This window comes from Bacillus sp. SIMBA_008, assembly GCF_046535495.1.
Classification (GTDB): domain Bacteria; phylum Bacillota; class Bacilli; order Bacillales; family Bacillaceae; genus Bacillus; species Bacillus subtilis.
Window position 1 is genome coordinate 22,357 of sequence record NZ_JAWRWL010000005.1, and the last position, 15,036, is coordinate 37,392.

General features: G+C 46.6%; 15 protein-coding genes. 1 reads left to right on the plus strand and 14 read right to left on the minus strand.

All coding sequences use genetic code 11. The features are described 5' to 3' along the window. Nucleotides 1-11: 11 nt before the first annotated feature. The 14 genes from pruA to spsA all read right to left on the minus strand — a co-directional run bounded on the left by pruA (nucleotide 12) and on the right by spsA (nucleotide 14,167). Nucleotides 12-1,559 carry an L-glutamate gamma-semialdehyde dehydrogenase gene (gene pruA, locus SB658_RS16385; RefSeq protein WP_003243454.1) on the minus strand — a complete coding sequence of 516 codons (1,548 nt, stop codon included), beginning with the start codon at nucleotides 1,557-1,559 and terminating at the stop codon, nucleotides 12-14. A gap of 226 nt (nucleotides 1,560-1,785) precedes the next feature. After that, on the minus strand, nucleotides 1,786-3,060 hold the full coding sequence (gene rocG, locus SB658_RS16390; RefSeq protein WP_003227482.1) for a glutamate dehydrogenase: 1,275 nt from the start codon (nucleotides 3,058-3,060) through the stop codon (nucleotides 1,786-1,788). Nucleotides 3,061-3,236: 176 nt separating this feature from the next. Then, nucleotides 3,237-3,701 (minus strand): biofilm surface layer hydrophobin BslB, encoded by a 465-nt coding sequence (bslB, locus tag SB658_RS16395; protein WP_003242493.1) that lies wholly within the window; start codon nucleotides 3,699-3,701, stop codon nucleotides 3,237-3,239. A 323-nt stretch (nucleotides 3,702-4,024) separates the two neighbouring features. Beyond that, nucleotides 4,025-4,480 (minus strand): dTDP-4-dehydrorhamnose 3,5-epimerase family protein, encoded by a 456-nt coding sequence (locus tag SB658_RS16400; RefSeq protein WP_003242881.1) that lies wholly within the window; start codon nucleotides 4,478-4,480, stop codon nucleotides 4,025-4,027. Next, on the minus strand, nucleotides 4,473-5,324 hold the full coding sequence (gene rfbD, locus SB658_RS16405) for a dTDP-4-dehydrorhamnose reductase (protein ID WP_003242585.1): 852 nt from the start codon (nucleotides 5,322-5,324) through the stop codon (nucleotides 4,473-4,475). The genes SB658_RS16400 and rfbD overlap by 8 nt, the downstream gene beginning before the upstream one ends. Nucleotides 5,325-5,337: 13 nt before the next feature. Beyond that, the gene (gene rfbB, locus SB658_RS16410) at nucleotides 5,338-6,285 is read right to left on the minus strand and encodes a dTDP-glucose 4,6-dehydratase (protein ID WP_072173258.1); all 948 of its coding nucleotides are present in this window, start codon (nucleotides 6,283-6,285) and stop codon (nucleotides 5,338-5,340) included. Continuing rightward, on the minus strand, nucleotides 6,285-7,025 hold the full coding sequence (locus tag SB658_RS16415; protein ID WP_014478328.1) for a sugar phosphate nucleotidyltransferase: 741 nt from the start codon (nucleotides 7,023-7,025) through the stop codon (nucleotides 6,285-6,287). Before SB658_RS16415 ends, rfbB begins: the two co-directional genes overlap by 1 nt. A 24-nt stretch (nucleotides 7,026-7,049) precedes the next feature. Beyond that, nucleotides 7,050-8,069, minus strand: a complete 1,020-nt coding sequence (locus SB658_RS16420; RefSeq protein ID WP_144500470.1) for a PseG/SpsG family protein — start codon at nucleotides 8,067-8,069, stop codon at nucleotides 7,050-7,052. 2 nt (nucleotides 8,070-8,071) lie between these two features. Beyond that, nucleotides 8,072-8,794 carry a glycosyltransferase family protein gene (locus SB658_RS16425; RefSeq protein ID WP_029726216.1) on the minus strand — a complete coding sequence of 241 codons (723 nt, stop codon included), beginning with the start codon at nucleotides 8,792-8,794 and terminating at the stop codon, nucleotides 8,072-8,074. Then, nucleotides 8,787-9,908 (minus strand): N-acetylneuraminate synthase family protein, encoded by a 1,122-nt coding sequence (locus SB658_RS16430; protein WP_029726215.1) that lies wholly within the window; start codon nucleotides 9,906-9,908, stop codon nucleotides 8,787-8,789. The genes SB658_RS16425 and SB658_RS16430 overlap by 8 nt, the downstream gene beginning before the upstream one ends. Further along, a complete protein-coding gene (locus tag SB658_RS16435) occupies nucleotides 9,908-10,777 on the minus strand; it encodes a GNAT family N-acetyltransferase (RefSeq protein ID WP_029726214.1) in 870 nt (289 codons plus the stop codon). The genes SB658_RS16430 and SB658_RS16435 overlap by 1 nt, the downstream gene beginning before the upstream one ends. After that, nucleotides 10,778-11,947, minus strand: a complete 1,170-nt coding sequence (locus tag SB658_RS16440; RefSeq protein WP_014481249.1) for a DegT/DnrJ/EryC1/StrS family aminotransferase — start codon at nucleotides 11,945-11,947, stop codon at nucleotides 10,778-10,780. A 20-nt stretch (nucleotides 11,948-11,967) separates the two neighbouring features. Then, nucleotides 11,968-13,392 carry a CDP-glycerol glycerophosphotransferase family protein gene (locus SB658_RS16445; RefSeq protein WP_085185484.1) on the minus strand — a complete coding sequence of 475 codons (1,425 nt, stop codon included), beginning with the start codon at nucleotides 13,390-13,392 and terminating at the stop codon, nucleotides 11,968-11,970. 4 nt (nucleotides 13,393-13,396) lie between these two features. Continuing rightward, nucleotides 13,397-14,167 (minus strand): spore coat dTDP-glycosyltransferase SpsA, encoded by a 771-nt coding sequence (gene spsA, locus SB658_RS16450; RefSeq protein WP_015250957.1) that lies wholly within the window; start codon nucleotides 14,165-14,167, stop codon nucleotides 13,397-13,399. A 319-nt stretch (nucleotides 14,168-14,486) separates the two neighbouring features. On the opposite strand from spsA, the gene gerQ reads away from it, so the two are divergent. Further along, nucleotides 14,487-15,032 (plus strand): spore coat protein GerQ, encoded by a 546-nt coding sequence (gene gerQ, locus SB658_RS16455; RefSeq protein ID WP_014481253.1) that lies wholly within the window; start codon nucleotides 14,487-14,489, stop codon nucleotides 15,030-15,032. Nucleotides 15,033-15,036: the final 4 nt, after the last annotated feature.

Consider the following 15,036-nt stretch of genomic DNA (forward strand, 5'->3'; position numbering starts at 1 on the left):
TTTCTCTCAAATCAAAAAGCTTCGGACGTTGTTTTGGCTTGCATATGAAGAATTAAGTAATCGGGACCGCCTGCTTTTGAGTCTGTTCCTGACATATTAAAACCGCCGAACGGCTGATAGCCGACAATTGCTCCGGTACATCCTCTGTTAAAATATAGGTTTCCGACATGGAAATCCTCGCGCGCCCGTTCAATGTGCGCACGGTTTTTCGTCAGAAGCGCACCTGTTAATCCGTATTCCGTGTTATTGGCAATCTCCAGCATATGATCGAAATCACGCGCTTTGCAAATCGCAACAACCGGGCCGAAAATTTCTTCCTGCATCAAGCGGGCGTTTTCATCAACATCTGCAAAGATCGTCGGCTGAATAAAGTAGCCTTTTGAATCATCGCCTTCTCCGCCGGCCAATAGCTTGCCTTCAGATTTGCCGATTTCAATGTATTTCATCACTTTGTTGTAGGATGCTTCATGAATCACGGGACCCATATACGTATCAGGATCTTCTGGATTGCCGACAGTCAGCGTTTTGGTCAGCGCCACAGCTTTTTCCACCACTTCATCATACACATCCTGATGAATGACCGCGCGGGAGCCCGCAGAACACTTCTGTCCTGAATATCCAAATGCTGAATACACGATAGAGGATGCAGCAAGGTCAAGATCAGCGTCCTTGTCGACAAGCACTGTGTCTTTTCCGCCCATTTCTGCAATTACCCGTTTGAGCCATTTTTGGCCCGGCTGCACTTTGGCAGCTCGCTCATAAATCCGGCAGCCGACTGCACGGGAACCTGTAAATGAGACAAACCGTGTCTTCGGATGCTCAACTAAGAAATCACCGATCTCCGCACCATCTCCCGGAATGTAATTCAGAACGCCGTTTGGCAGACCCGCTTCCTCCATGACCTCGACAAATTTTGCTGCCACTACCGGGGCTGCGTCAGCCGGTTTTAAGAGAATCGTATTTCCTGTCACAATCGCTGCCACCGCTGTTCCCGCCATAATCGCGAGCGGGAAGTTAAATGGAGAAATGACGATGCCGACGCCAAGCGCTTCGTAATGATATTGATTGACCTCGCCAGCACGGCTCTTCACCGGAGCCCCTTCCTTGAGCTTTAACATTTGGCGCGCGTAGAACTCTAAAAAGTCTATCGCTTCAGCCGTGTCCGCATCTGCTTCCTTCCACGGTTTTCCTGCTTCCTTCACAAGATAGCTTGAAAATTCATGCTTTCTTCTGCGCAAAATAGCCGCTGCCTTAAAGAGAATATTTGCGCGGTGCTCCGGTCTTTGTTTTTTCCAGGAATCAAATGCCTGCAATGCGGCTTGCATCGCTTTTTCAGCAAGCTCTTGATCCGCTGTAGACGCGTACCCAATGATCTCTTCTTTATTTGCCGGGTTAATAGAAATGATTTTGCGGTCCGTTTCAATTTTTTCTCCATTTATGACAAGCGGATAATGCTTGCCGAGCTGAGTGTTTACAAAGGCCAATGACTCCCCAAATGCAGTTTTATTCTTTGCTTCCGTAAAATCGGTAAATGGTTCGTGCGCGTATGTGACTGTCATATGTAGTCCCCCTCGTGTTATGAAATATATCTTCGCATATGAATAAAAATGCAAGAATCATGCCATTTTCTTGTCTTTTGCTGAAAAAACTTGTTGAATCGAACAGAAATTTGTCTAACAGGTGATCACCTTTCTCTATTTCCGATCTTGAACGCAAATTTATTTTGCGTTTTTTGCTCTTTACGCAAAAAACAAATGCAAAATTATTTTGCGGAGGCTTCTCAAATTAGACCCATCCGCGGAAACGCGATGCTTCTGCCGATTTTCTGATGCCCGTCATGTAAGCCGCCAAACGCATATCCACTTTATGTGTTGCCGCTGTTTGATAAATTGTTTCGAACGAGCTGACCATGACGCTTCTCAGTTTTTCTGCAACCTCTTCTTCCGACCAATAATATCCTTGGTTGTTTTGCACCCATTCAAAATAAGAAACCGTGACGCCGCCGGCACTCGCTAGGATATCCGGCACAAGCAGCACGCCTCTTTCATTCAGGATCTTAGTGGCATCAATGGTTGTCGGGCCGTTCGCCGCTTCAACGACGATTGACGCCTGAATGTTATGTGCGTTTTTGGCTGTGATTTGATTGGAGATCGCGGCAGGCACTAAAATATCGCAATCCTTTTCAAGCAGCTCCTCATTTGTGATGACGTCAGTAAATAAATTGGTGACCATACCAAAGCTGTCCCGTTTATCGAGCAAATAAGGGATATCAAGGCCGTCTGGGTTGTAGAGCCCGCCATTGGCATCAGAAATCCCGATCACCTTCGCGCCCGCATCGTGCATGAATTTGGCCAGGAAGCTACCCGCGTTTCCAAAGCCCTGTATGATGATGCGCGCGTTTTGCAGCTTGATCCCTTTTTTCTTCACCGCCTCTTCAATACAAATCGTGACGCCCTGTGCCGTCGCTGTTTCCCGTCCTTGCGATCCTCCCAAAACAAGCGGTTTACCTGTAATAAAGCCCGGAGAATCGAATTCCCGCAGCCGGCTGTACTCATCCATCATCCACGCCATAATCTGCGAATTGGTGTACACATCGGGAGCTGGAATATCCTTTGTCGGACCGACGATCTGGCTGATGGCACGGACATACCCCCTGCTCAGCCTTTCCAGTTCTCCAAATGACATTGTCCGCGGATCACAAATAATACCGCCCTTCCCGCCGCCGTAAGGAAGATTGGCAATCCCGCATTTGAGCGTCATCCAAATGGATAATGCCTTTACTTCCTCTTCATTAACTTCTGGATGGAAGCGAACGCCCCCCTTTGTCGGACCGACAGCATCATTGTGCTGTGACCGGTAGCCTGTGAACACTTTGACGCTCCCATTGTCCATTTTGACCGGAATGCGGACAGTGAGCATTCTCTGCGGCTCTTTCATGAGTTCATACATATCTCCCGGATAACCCAGCTTCCGAAGGGCTTCCTTAATGATTGTTTGGGTAGACAGAAATAAGTTAAGAGCTTCTTTTTCTTCATCTTTCGAGACTTGCTTTGCTGACATCTTTTTCACCTCATTGTTTTTTTGGCCGGCTGTAATGTAAGCGCTTTAAAAAATCAGCCCGCCAATTCCTTTCTTCATTGGATTCACCCTTATCATCATGCAAGATCCGTACCAGCTTTTGAATCCACAAAAAAAGAGACTGAAAACATCTCAGTCTCTGACTACAAATCTATCGATTAACGGGGATCAATCACCAGCTGCGTTTCAGCATAAAAACTGCCGATTCCCAAACCGTTTACTACATCGCCTTTAATCGTGTAAGTGCCTGCGCGAGGAAGCGTTTTGCGCACCATGACAAGGTCAAATTCGGATGCGCCTAACAAATCAAGCGTAAGCGGGAGTCTGACTGTTTTTCCATCGTTTAAAATCTGTGTTTCTTTCAGTGTTCTTCCATTCACTGAATCTCTTGTCGTAGCATGAAACCCGTCAGGAAATTGAAATTCTACCGCTCCAAGAGAAAGCACCGCATTTGGTTTATATGTCACTTCAATATCAGAAATGGTCCACTCTTTCGTGCTGTTAACTGTTTTTGCCTCGATTGATGCAGACTGTGCATGAGCTTGGCCCGAAGGAAGTAAGATTGATAGTAAAACAGCTGAACTGATGAATAATGAAGATACGAATGAAGTTCTTTTTAGCATGACATTTCCCCCTAATTGATTGTTGAAATTTGGCCAGAGCGTCCTCTGCAGAAAAAGCGCTTTTTCATAATTCGCGAATTACCAGTTCTTTTTCTTAAAAATTAATCTATCATCATTTTCCATGGAAGTAAATGTTTTTTAAGGAATATTAACACTTGGAATTCAATGAGAATTCCTTCCTGTTTATACAAGGTTCAAATGGACGATTTCCCTCTCTTTTTCTAGTAACATCTGCCTGACATTTTATATCTTTTATCCTATTTTAAAAAAGGGCAAAAAAAGTCGAAGATGCCTCTGCTCTTCGATTGATCACGTTCCTATTTTTATCTGAATTCAGTGTTCCAGTTAAAACCGATCGTCTCATCATCCCACGGAATTCTTTTTTCATCAGGCTGATCCGGGTTATACGACATGGTGGTAAAATAGATAATTGTCAGCGGCGTCTCTCCCAGCACTCTATATCCGTGAGCCACCCCTTTTGGGATTAATAACAGCATCGGGTTGTCTTCGCCCATATAATAGACGTCCGTTTCTCCTTTTGTCTTTGAATCCTCTCGAAGATCGTATAGGACAACCTGAGCGTGGCCGGTTGGGAAGAACCAGAGATCATCCTGCTTCTCATGATAATGAAATGCCTTAATCACACCCGGATAGCTTTTCGACCAAGAGGCCTGCCCAAAATGCTCAAGGAGATTCTCATCGTCCCGGACCAGCTCAGCAAAAAAGCCTCTGTCATCGCTATGCTTCATCAATTTTTTCACCTTGACTCCATCAATCACACGCACTGCTCCTTTCCTGCAAATACTCTCGTAACGCTTCCCGCCAGTGGCGGGGGCGGATGCCGGCTTCTTCAATAGCCCGATGGCTCAGCACAGAGTATGCCGGACGGGGCGTTTTGTTCCCGTATTCCTCTGTCGTTACAGACAAAATGGCTGTTTCCAGCCCGCTTTCTTCCATAATTGCCGTCGCAAACTCATACCAGCTGCATATGCCTGAATTGCTGACATGATAGATGCCCGGCGGATGGCTGAACAGCTTGATGACCGCTTCTGCTAAATCCTTCGTATAAGTCGGCGAACCAATTTGATCGCTGACAACCCGAAGCTCTTGTTTCGTTTCAGCAAGTTTCAGCATGGTTTCAACGAAATTACTGCCGCCATGTCCGTACACCCACGATGTCCTGATGATCGTGCTGTCTTTTGTCGTTAATCGTATCAGTTCTTCTCCGAGCCTTTTGCTTTTGCCATAAATGGTTTTCGGATCGAGGGGATCGTCTTCCCTATATGGCTGGGTTCCTTTCCCATTGAATACATAGTCCGTGCTGATATGAACATATTGAGCTCCGATGCGGGTTGACTCAAGCGCTGTATAATAAGCGCCGATTCCGTTAATCAAGTACGCTTTATCAAGCTCTTTCTCGCATTGATCAACCGACGTAAACGCGGCGCTATTGACCACGATATCCGGCTGATAATGGCCAAACGAATGCCGTACTGAGCGCTGGTCAGCAATGTTCATCATCTTCTTTGTTAACGCAATGACCTCATATCCGGCTTGCTTCAGCTGGCGGCATAGTTCCAAGCCAAGCTGTCCTCCCGCCCCAGTCACCAATACCTTTGTCAATCAGATCACCTTCTCATCGGTCATTGTCTGTATACCACTGAATCGTACGCGCAATGCCTTCTTCAAACGTCACTTCCTGCCGCCAGCCCAGTTCGTTTTTCAGCTTTGATGCATTGATCGCATAGCGCCGGTCATGCCCTTTTCGGTCTTCCACGTGGGCGAACAATTCCTCACAGCCCAGATGCTTCAAAATGGCACTCGCCAGCTCTTTATTCGTGCGTTCATTTCCGCCGCCGATGTTATACACCTCGCCGTCGGTTCCTTTTTCTAAAATCAGTTTGATTGCGCGGCAATGATCCTCCGCAAACAGCCAGTCTCGGATCTGGAGTCCATCGCCATACAGCGGAACAGGCAGGCCCTGCTTCGCATGACGGATAATCGTCGGAATCATTTTTTCGCTGTGCTGATAAGGTCCGTAATTGTTGCTGCATCGTGTAATGATGGCCGGAAGCTTGTGGGTTTTCACATAAGACAACACGAGCAAATCAGAGCTTGCTTTGCTGGCTGAGTATGGGTTATTAGGAGAAAGCGGCGTCGTTTCTGTAAACGCGGGATCATCCGCTTTTAAATCCCCGTATACCTCATCTGTTGAAATATGAATCAGTTTCTTGGCTTTTCCTTTCAAGACCGCTTCCGCCAATCGGTATGTCCCCATGACATTTGTGGTGATAAACGGCTCTGCTTGGGAAATGCTTCTGTCCACATGCGATTCTGCTGCGAAGTGAATGACGCCATCGTAGGTCTCATCAAACGCGCGGTCGATATCCTCCTGAACGCTGATGTCCCCTTTTACAAAGCGAAAACGGCTGTTTTGCTTTAATTTTTCCATTTCCTCCGGGTGGCTAGCGTACGTCAGTTTATCTAAAACGGTAATGCGCGCATCCGTTTCCCTCAGCATGAGCTTTGTAAACGTGAGCCCGATGAAGCCGGCACCGCCTGTAATTAAATATGATTTTGCCATCACTTTTCGTCCTGTCCTTTCCGTAAAGCCTGGTGTACAAGCTGGGAAGCGAGATAAAGCGATTCGTGAGTTCCGGCATCTACCCACCAGCCTGATAACACATCATACGTAAGCTGGCTGTTTTCGATGTATAGATTATTCACATCGGTGATTTCCAGCTCGCCGCGCTTTGATGGTGATATTTGTTCAATATATGAAAACACCTCTGCATCATACATATAAATACCGGTAACACAAAGGTTGGTCGGTGGCTGTTCGGGCTTTTCGATGATGGAACGAATCCGCTTGTTTTTCTCATCAATCTCAGCAATCCCGAAGCGTTCCGGGTCATCAACTTCTTTCAGAAGCACTTTTGCTCCTTTCCCCTGCTGTTCAAAGCGTTCTGTATAAGGCTTTAATGAATCTTCAAATATATTATCACCTAATAATAAAATGAAAGACTCTTTTTTCGTAAAGCGCTTTGCATAAGACAGCCCATCCGAAATGCCCGATGCTGCCGGCTGTACTTGATAAGTGATAGTAACGCCAAGCTCTTCCCCGTTCCCAAGCAGTTTGTAAAATTGCGGCATATGCTCCTTTTGGCTGATGAGTAAAATGTCTTTTATTCCGGCTTCCTCCAGCTTCATAATCGACCAGTATATCATCGGATACGGGCCTACAGGAAGCAAATGCTTGTTGACGGCTTTCGTTAAGGGCATAAGGCGTGAGCCGTTTCCTCCGGCTAAAATAACACCTTTCACATTAACACTTCCTTACATGCATTTTTATATCTCTTGTTCATATAAATCTTGAAGAATAGCTGTTACCCGCATAATGCCTTTGCCATCCACGATCGGCCTTCCTCCCTTGTGCAAAGAAAGGCGAAGAGGATAGCTGCTCATAATGCGCGACATCTGATAGATGAGTGTTTCATCCGGTACAAGCTCACCTAAGCCAAGATCAAGAGCGGCGCCTTGGTCAGCAAATGTTTTGGCTGTAGCCGTTTGATGCTCAACCTGAGAAAGAACAAGGCACGGCACGCCGATGCAAATGGCTTCATATAGAGAGATGCCGCCGGCGACAATGGCTGCGTCCGCTTGTTTCATCAAACCTGCCATATCATTTGTCTGTTCGATCATCTTGTACTGCGGCTTCTTTTCGATCCGCTTTCGGACTGCCTCTTGATGCGGTGAAGCGCTCCCCATTACAAACATTATGTTTTTGTCTTTTATGTCGGGGACTTGATCAGCGGCAGCCAGCACTTTAAAAATAAGCTGCTTCGGATCACTTCCTCCTAATGCAACAAGGATATTGCGACAGTCTTTCTTAAGTGTGTAATCCTCTCTTGCGGCCTGAAAGGCGGGGTGAAGAATAAGATAGTCCGGACCTTCATAGATGCGTGTGTTTCCCTGAACGTACACCCTGCTTCTGATGTCACCGTAAATTCCGTTAATGACTGCGTCACTATATTGAATTGATTTACCGTTTTTCTCTTCAAAAAGAACAATTTTCGCATCTGTCTCCGTCTTTATTTTCTTTAACAGCTCTGCAGGCGCGCCTAGAATATCAAACAAAAGCAAATCAAGCTTCTTGCTTTTTATTTCCCGGAGAATAAATTCGTGCTGCTGCAGCTCCGGCTTTACGATGACACGCCAATGCTCTTCATGAAGAAACGCTTCAGACTCCTGATTCGTATAAAACGTAATCAAGCATCGCTGTTTGAGCCCCTCCGCAAGCCTCTTCATCCGGACAACATGGCCCATTCCCTTTTCATAGCCGCCGTCTGCGAAGATCCCAACATGCATGGCTAGTCAGCCTCTCGTTCGATTGCCGCATCGGGATTCCGGTTCAGAAGGGTGATAAGCTCTGAGGCGGATACATCGGGGCGCTCGCCTGCTTTTTGATAGAGGGCCTTTATCGATTCATAGTCTTCCTTTGTATCAATAGTCAGCCGATATTGAGGGGCGCGAAATCGTTCCGGCGCCTCTAAAAACTGAACACGATAAAGAGCTGGATGATTCCTTATATATAACGTGACATGCTCCTGATATTGATCCTCCAAATCCTGAATACGGCTGATGTCAATTAACAGGTTGGCGTTGACCACTTCGCCGCAAATCCCTAATGGGGCATTCAGGATATACGTATAATCCGACCCTTGATCAAAATGCGCCTTAATCATTACATCGAGCAGCTCCGGATCGACAAACGGATTATCACCCGTTAACCGGATGATGACTGACGGTTTAACAGCTTCTATGACCTTCACAAACCTATCGAGGACACGTTCTTCGCTCCCGCGGAAAACACGAAAGCCTTGTTTGATACAGTGCGCCTCTAATATGTCGTCAGTTTCTTTGTCAGACGTGGCGATGACAAGATTATCCCGATCCTTTTGGTAAAACGCGCTTTTCCGGACACGGTGAACGAGAATGTCAAGTAAACGATTCGATCCGAGCGGCCGAAGCACTTTTCCCGGAAGCCTTGTTGAACCCATTCTTGCCTGAATGATAAAGAGAATATCATTCATGAAACGGGCTGTCCTTCAGTAAAATGTCATCCCAGATAATGCCTGTGTCGGCCGGAATGTCTCTTACAGCCCGAACACCGCTGGTCAGCAGTTCAAAAAATCTCGGGTGCAGCCCCTGCGGCTTTTGTCCGGGCCGAAGCACTGCGATATTGTCTTCACTAAAGGCTTCACCTTTTTGAATCGGAGCTGTTGTAAAAATGCCTCTATATGCAAAATTTCTGATTTCTCCTTCGATGGCGGTCGTTGTTTTGTATGAACTGCCAAGCAGTTTTTCAGAGACCGGCTTTGTGATCCCCTGTTTCAGCTCAGCTTCCGTTTTCCTGATACCATCGACCATTTCTTTCAATTCATCCGGATTTAATGCAAACGAGTGGTCGGCACCCGGCAGATCTTTATCGATCGTAAAATGCTTTTCTATCAGTTTTGCTCCGAGCCGAACCGCGGCACATGGCGCTTCTGTCGGATGCTCGCTATGATCGGAGAAGCCGATTACCGCCTCAGGAAAAGCGGCGGCAAGCATCGGAATGACGCTGAGGTTGCTGTACTCCGGCGGTGCTGGGTATTTCGCCACACAATGCATTATGGCAATTTGATTGTTTCCCTCTGCCCTGATGGTGCGCCAAGCTTCGTGAACATCAGAGATTTCAGCTCCGGCTGTCGAGAAAATCATCGGCCTGTTCAGCCGGGCGACATATTTGAGCAGCGGGAGATGGTTAATTTCATAGGATGCGATTTTAAAAGCGCTCGGCGAGGTAGACTGAAGCAGATCAGCTGACCCCTCGTCACATACCGTACTTAAAAAGATCACCTGCTTTTCGCGGCAGTAATCCAATAGCGGTAAAATCCACTCAGCAGGCATTTCCATAGATTGAACCAAAGAAAAAATAGAGACGTCCTTGCCCGCTGCCGTCTTGTACAAACCAGGATCTTTCTGGTACATCCTATCAGCTTGGAACATTTGAAATTTCACGGCATCCGCTCCCGCTTCCGCCGCGGCGTCTATCAGCGCAAAAGCCTGATCAAGCTTCCCGTCATGATTAATCCCCGCCTCAGCAATAATAAAAACAGGAGCGTCTTTGCCTACAGTTTTATTCGCGATCTGAAACGCTGCCATTATCTCGCCTCCTTGCCCGGCCAAATATGATAATAGTAATACGATTGTTCAGCGGTGAAGCCCATTCGTTCATAAAGGCGGATCGCCCTTACATTGTGAAGCTGCGTCCCCGCTGTTACCGTTCTATGCTTCTGGGTCTCCGGTTGTTCTATGAGATTCGCCAATAAATGAAACGCAATACGTTTCCCTTCAAATCCCGGCTTTACAGCCATCAAATCGAGAATGCACTCATCATCTCTTGATAAGCCCTGAAGATAGCCGATGACCTCGCCATTGTGTTTAGCGACAATATTGACCGCCGCCCTTCCATTCAGATTGTTTCGTGTCCACTCCTGAAATATTTTGTTTGCTGCATCGCGGCTGAGATGAGGATCCTGAAAATATCTGCTTTTTGTAAACGAGTCTCGGGCCAGCTCACATATCGCTTCTGTGTCTCCGGGCTCAGGCGGTCCCAGTTCAAAAAATGGCGGTGTTTTGTCATAAAAAGACGGAGGCATCGCCAGCTTCAGCAAACTCCCGACAAAGTAAGAGGATGGCTGCTGCTGTATCACATGCGCGGCTCCGATATCTTCAGCCGGAACACGGACAAAGATAAAATCCGTTTCATCCATTTGGCGTACAGTATAAAAAGCTTCAAACAGCCTCTTTAGCTGCCCGGTACTATTTGCCGCAAGAAGTTTGACGTTCATGACTTTCTTCTGAAGCACCTTGCTTTCCCACAAAGAATCTTCGTAAAGCAATACGCCTTGGAGCCTGCTGTTTTCAAAAAGGCCGAGGGAAAATTGATACGGAACATCCAGTGTAAGCTTTCTGCTTTGGAGAAATTCCTCAATTGCCTCTTTGGAGACATTTTCTTTTACCGTATACACTTAATCAGCCCCTTTTACGATATCCCGCACAGCTTCAATGACATCATCTACATCGTCGTCAGACATTGATGGATAGAGCGGGAGAGAAAGGGTTCGTTTATAGTAATTCATGGCATTCGGAAAGTCCGCTTCCTTATATCCAAATTGCTTTTGATAATACGGATGAATGTGTACTGGAATAAAATGAACGCTAGTGCCGATATTGTATTTATCCTTTAAAGCCGTAATCATTTCGCTGCGCGTAACCCCGGCCTTTTTTTCATCAACTTGCAGAACATATAGATGCCAGGCGTGCCTGCCGTCATCATGGACAAACGGCGTGATCAGTCCCGGAATCTGCTGAAAAGCGGTTTGATAGCGGCCGGCAATCTCTTCTCTCCGTTTCTGCATATCATCCAGCCGTTTCAGCTGATGAAGTCCGAGGGCCGCCTGCAAATCAAACATATTCATCTTATAGCCGGGCGATTCGACTTCATAGTACCAGCTGCCATTTGAAGAATAACGGTTCCATGCGGCTTTACTCATGCCGTGAAGGCTTAGCACCCGGATCTTATCGGCAAGCTCCTCATCATCAGTCGTCAGCATGCCGCCTTCCCCTGTCGCGAGGTTTTTGGTGGCGTAAAAGCTGAATGCCGTTGCATCCCCGATAGAACCGATCATTCTTTGCTTATAAGTCGTATATACCGCATGTGCCGCATCCTCCAGCACGAATAAACCATGATTTTGGGCAATAGCCAATATTGCATCCATATCGCAGGACTGCCCGCCAAAGTGGACGGGCACAACTGCTTTCGTTCGCGGTGTGACGGCCGCCTCAAGCTTTACCGGGTCAATATTGAGCGTGTTTTGGTCAATATCCGCAAACACAGGCGTCGCTCCCGTATGAATAATCGTATTGGCAGTCGAGCTGAACGTAAGCGGAGAGGTAATGACCTCGTCCCCGGGCCCGATCCCTTTTGCTTTCAAAGCCAAAAATAAAGCTGCGGTACATGAATTTACCGCCACGGCGTGCTTCGCCCCGACAAACGCGGCAAACTCTTTTTCAAACTGCTGAACCTTCGGGCCTTTAGAGAGCCATCCCGATTCAAGCGTTTCTGTAACCTCCTGAATTTCTTCCTTACCGATTAACGGCAATGAGTAAGGGAGAAAATGATTTCTCTTTTGCACCATTTCTTTGCGCTCCTATCATTTTATTCAGTATCTTCCCGCCTGTAATCAACCCCTGTTTTGGCTTTCAGTTCCGCAAATAAAGCATTTGTTGATTCTGCCACCGGATAATTAGCCGCTATGAATGCCAGGCGCGCCTCTTCTGCTTTTTGATGCACGTCGGGACTTCGAAGAACCTCAACCAAGGTGTGCACCAGTTCATCCGGCTGGTCAAACATAAAATCGCCAAGAGACTCATAATACGGATACGAGCGATTTCCGGACGATTTTCCGATCAGCACAGGCTTTTGAAACAGCATGGCTTCAAGACCGACTGTCGAGGTCTGCGTCACTGCGGCATCAGCATACGGCAGCAAATCATAAAGCTCCAGCTCCTTTTTGATGACTCTGCATGCTTTATGTTTTTTCGCCGCCTCGTGATACAGATCAAGCTTGTTTTTTCCGATTTCCCACGGGTGGGGTTTGATAATGATTTGCAGCTGCTTCTGATTAGAAAGCCCCTGGAGCACACCCGAATAAAAATCTTCTGAAAAGGGCTGAGTGGCAATGAGCACAATTTTTTTAGTCGGCTGAAAAGCAAGTTTTCGATAGAATATGGACATATCCATAGGCGTTCTGTTAAAAATCTGATCGAAGCGGGGATGTCCCGTTACGAGAATCTGCTCGGGTTTACAGCCTTTTCGTATGAACCACTCTGCTTCATACGCACCAAAAACAGCTTGATAGGTTGTAAAAACAGGAATGAAGGCTTCATCTCCCATCAATGCGCCATGCTGAAGACAAATGCTGACGGCCCCTTTTCTTTGACACATGAGAGCGAGCACCCTGCTGTAAATGTCTTCTGCCGTTCCGACAATAACAGCTGAAATCTTTTCCTGTTCAAACAGCGCATCAACTGTATCAATGGCCTCTATAAATAAAGGAATATCTTTGAAAAGCCGGTCGCGAAACGCTTGATCACCAAATGCCGGGTGATCATCATAAGGGGCGAGAAGCGAACAGGCTGTTTCGAGATACTGCTTCGAATCGCCTTTTTGGCATGAATCCGCAATCTCCCGCTTGCTAATTACAGGCAGATCACAATAATGCGGCAAACTCCATCTGGCCAAAACAGCCGTTTTTTCAGGATCAAATTGATAGTAATTTCCGTTTGAAAAACGCAGGTAATCAAAGTGCAAAATGACTTTCCCTTTAACAGGTTTGTCATTTGTTTTAACGATTTTTTGGATTCTTTCTTCAAAAAACGGCTGAATCTGTCCCTCATCGATATGCTGATCCACCGATCCGAACAATTCCGGTTCTTCTTCCATCATCACCCTCAGCTCAGGGCTGATGTATTGATAAAAATTACTGATAAGCCCAAGCGGAATCCCTTTGTAGCGAAGTTTGTCAAAAAGCTCCACGTACTTCCGGTACAGCACCCAATAATTGCTTAAATAGGCCGACAAGCTCTCACCCCATTCCAAGCTTTTTTAATGATTCACGCAGCTCTCGGCAATTTCGCTGCGGAGGAAGGTTCCTGACAAATTCATTTTTTTCTGATTCAAACAGCTGAAAGTGAATCGATTGGTCGGTAATATAATTCAGGTCCAGCTCCTCATCCAGTGGGTAAAACGGATAAAAATGATTGACTCTCCAAAAGAACCGGGCATCTCCTATACGGTAAAACGCCGGGCTTTCATCCCAATAGGAGCCAAACTTCTCCTTTACCTTCTCAAGCACCGAATACCTGTGCATCACCGAGCAATGATCAATTGCGCACGGTGCGTTCCATGTCACTTGAGCGGCAGGCCTGACAGTTTCTTTTACAATGTCGCGATTCTCGTTTAAATGATAGGTTTTGGAGGCTGAGTAAATCACAGCCTTTTCAGGATGGGTATCGAGCTCCCGCACCATTTTCAGGAGGCGGTCCGGCATATAGATGTTGTCATCCGTCGCATAGGTGATATATTCACCCTCCGCCATCTCAATCGCCTGATTGATCAGTGCCGCGTATCTCGTTTTTTCTGTTCTTTCCTTCACTCCAGATATATCGCTTTGATAAAAACGCACTCGGTTATCATTCAAAAAAGGACGGATTACATTCAGCGTCTCTTCATTGGAGTTGTCATCCATAATAAACAATTCAAAATCTGAAAACGTTTGTGAGAGTATGCTAGAAATGGACTTTGCCACATAATCGCTTTTGTTATAGCTCGTCATAATGACTGATACTTTAGGCAAATCCTACACCTCCTTCTTGGAACTTCACACCTGAAACTATCGTTATCTTATGTTGCTTATGCTCAAGTTGCGCTAGGGATACAAACCAATATGCGAAAAGTTTGTGTATGTCTATGAAAAACAGCGGCTGCCCAGAGCGAAATCTGATCGGTCCGCTGTTCTTTTTCAGCATAATCCAAGCATCAGCCTCATAAGGTGAAAGAGATAAAAATCGCACCAGCGACTAAGATCGTTTTCCATCGGAGGTGAGTCATCGCGGAGCGTTCACCTATACATCCAGAACATGTTTTGAATGGTTTTCATAAAAAGGAGGAACGATATGAAACCGAAAAAAAATCAATATCAGCAAATGCAGGCATTTGATAATATGCAGGGGTATCAGCCTCAGTTTGGCGCCAACCCGTACCCGCAGCAAGGCCAAGGCTCACAAATGCAGCCAATGGGGATGCAGCCAATGATGCCAATGCAGCAGGGACAGCAAGGACAACAAGGACAGCAGGGATTTGGATTCCCAGGCCAGCAGCAGGGCGGCGGTTTTCAAATTCCATCGGGGCCTACACCGTCAGGACCGGGCCAAAGCGTTCCCGGCATGCTGCCTGTTGAGGAATCTTACATCGAGAATATTTTGCGCCTGAATCGGGGAAAAACGGCCACCATTTATATGACATTTGAAAACAGCAAGGAATGGGGCTCGAAGATTTTTCGCGGCGTCATCGAAGCTGCGGGCCGGGATCACATTATTATCAGCGACCCGAAATCAGGAACACGCTACCTGCTCCTGACAATCTACCTCGATTACATTACATTTGATGAAGAAATTGCTTATACGTATCCATATTCCATGGCGTCCTATTCGCCAAGATAAGAAA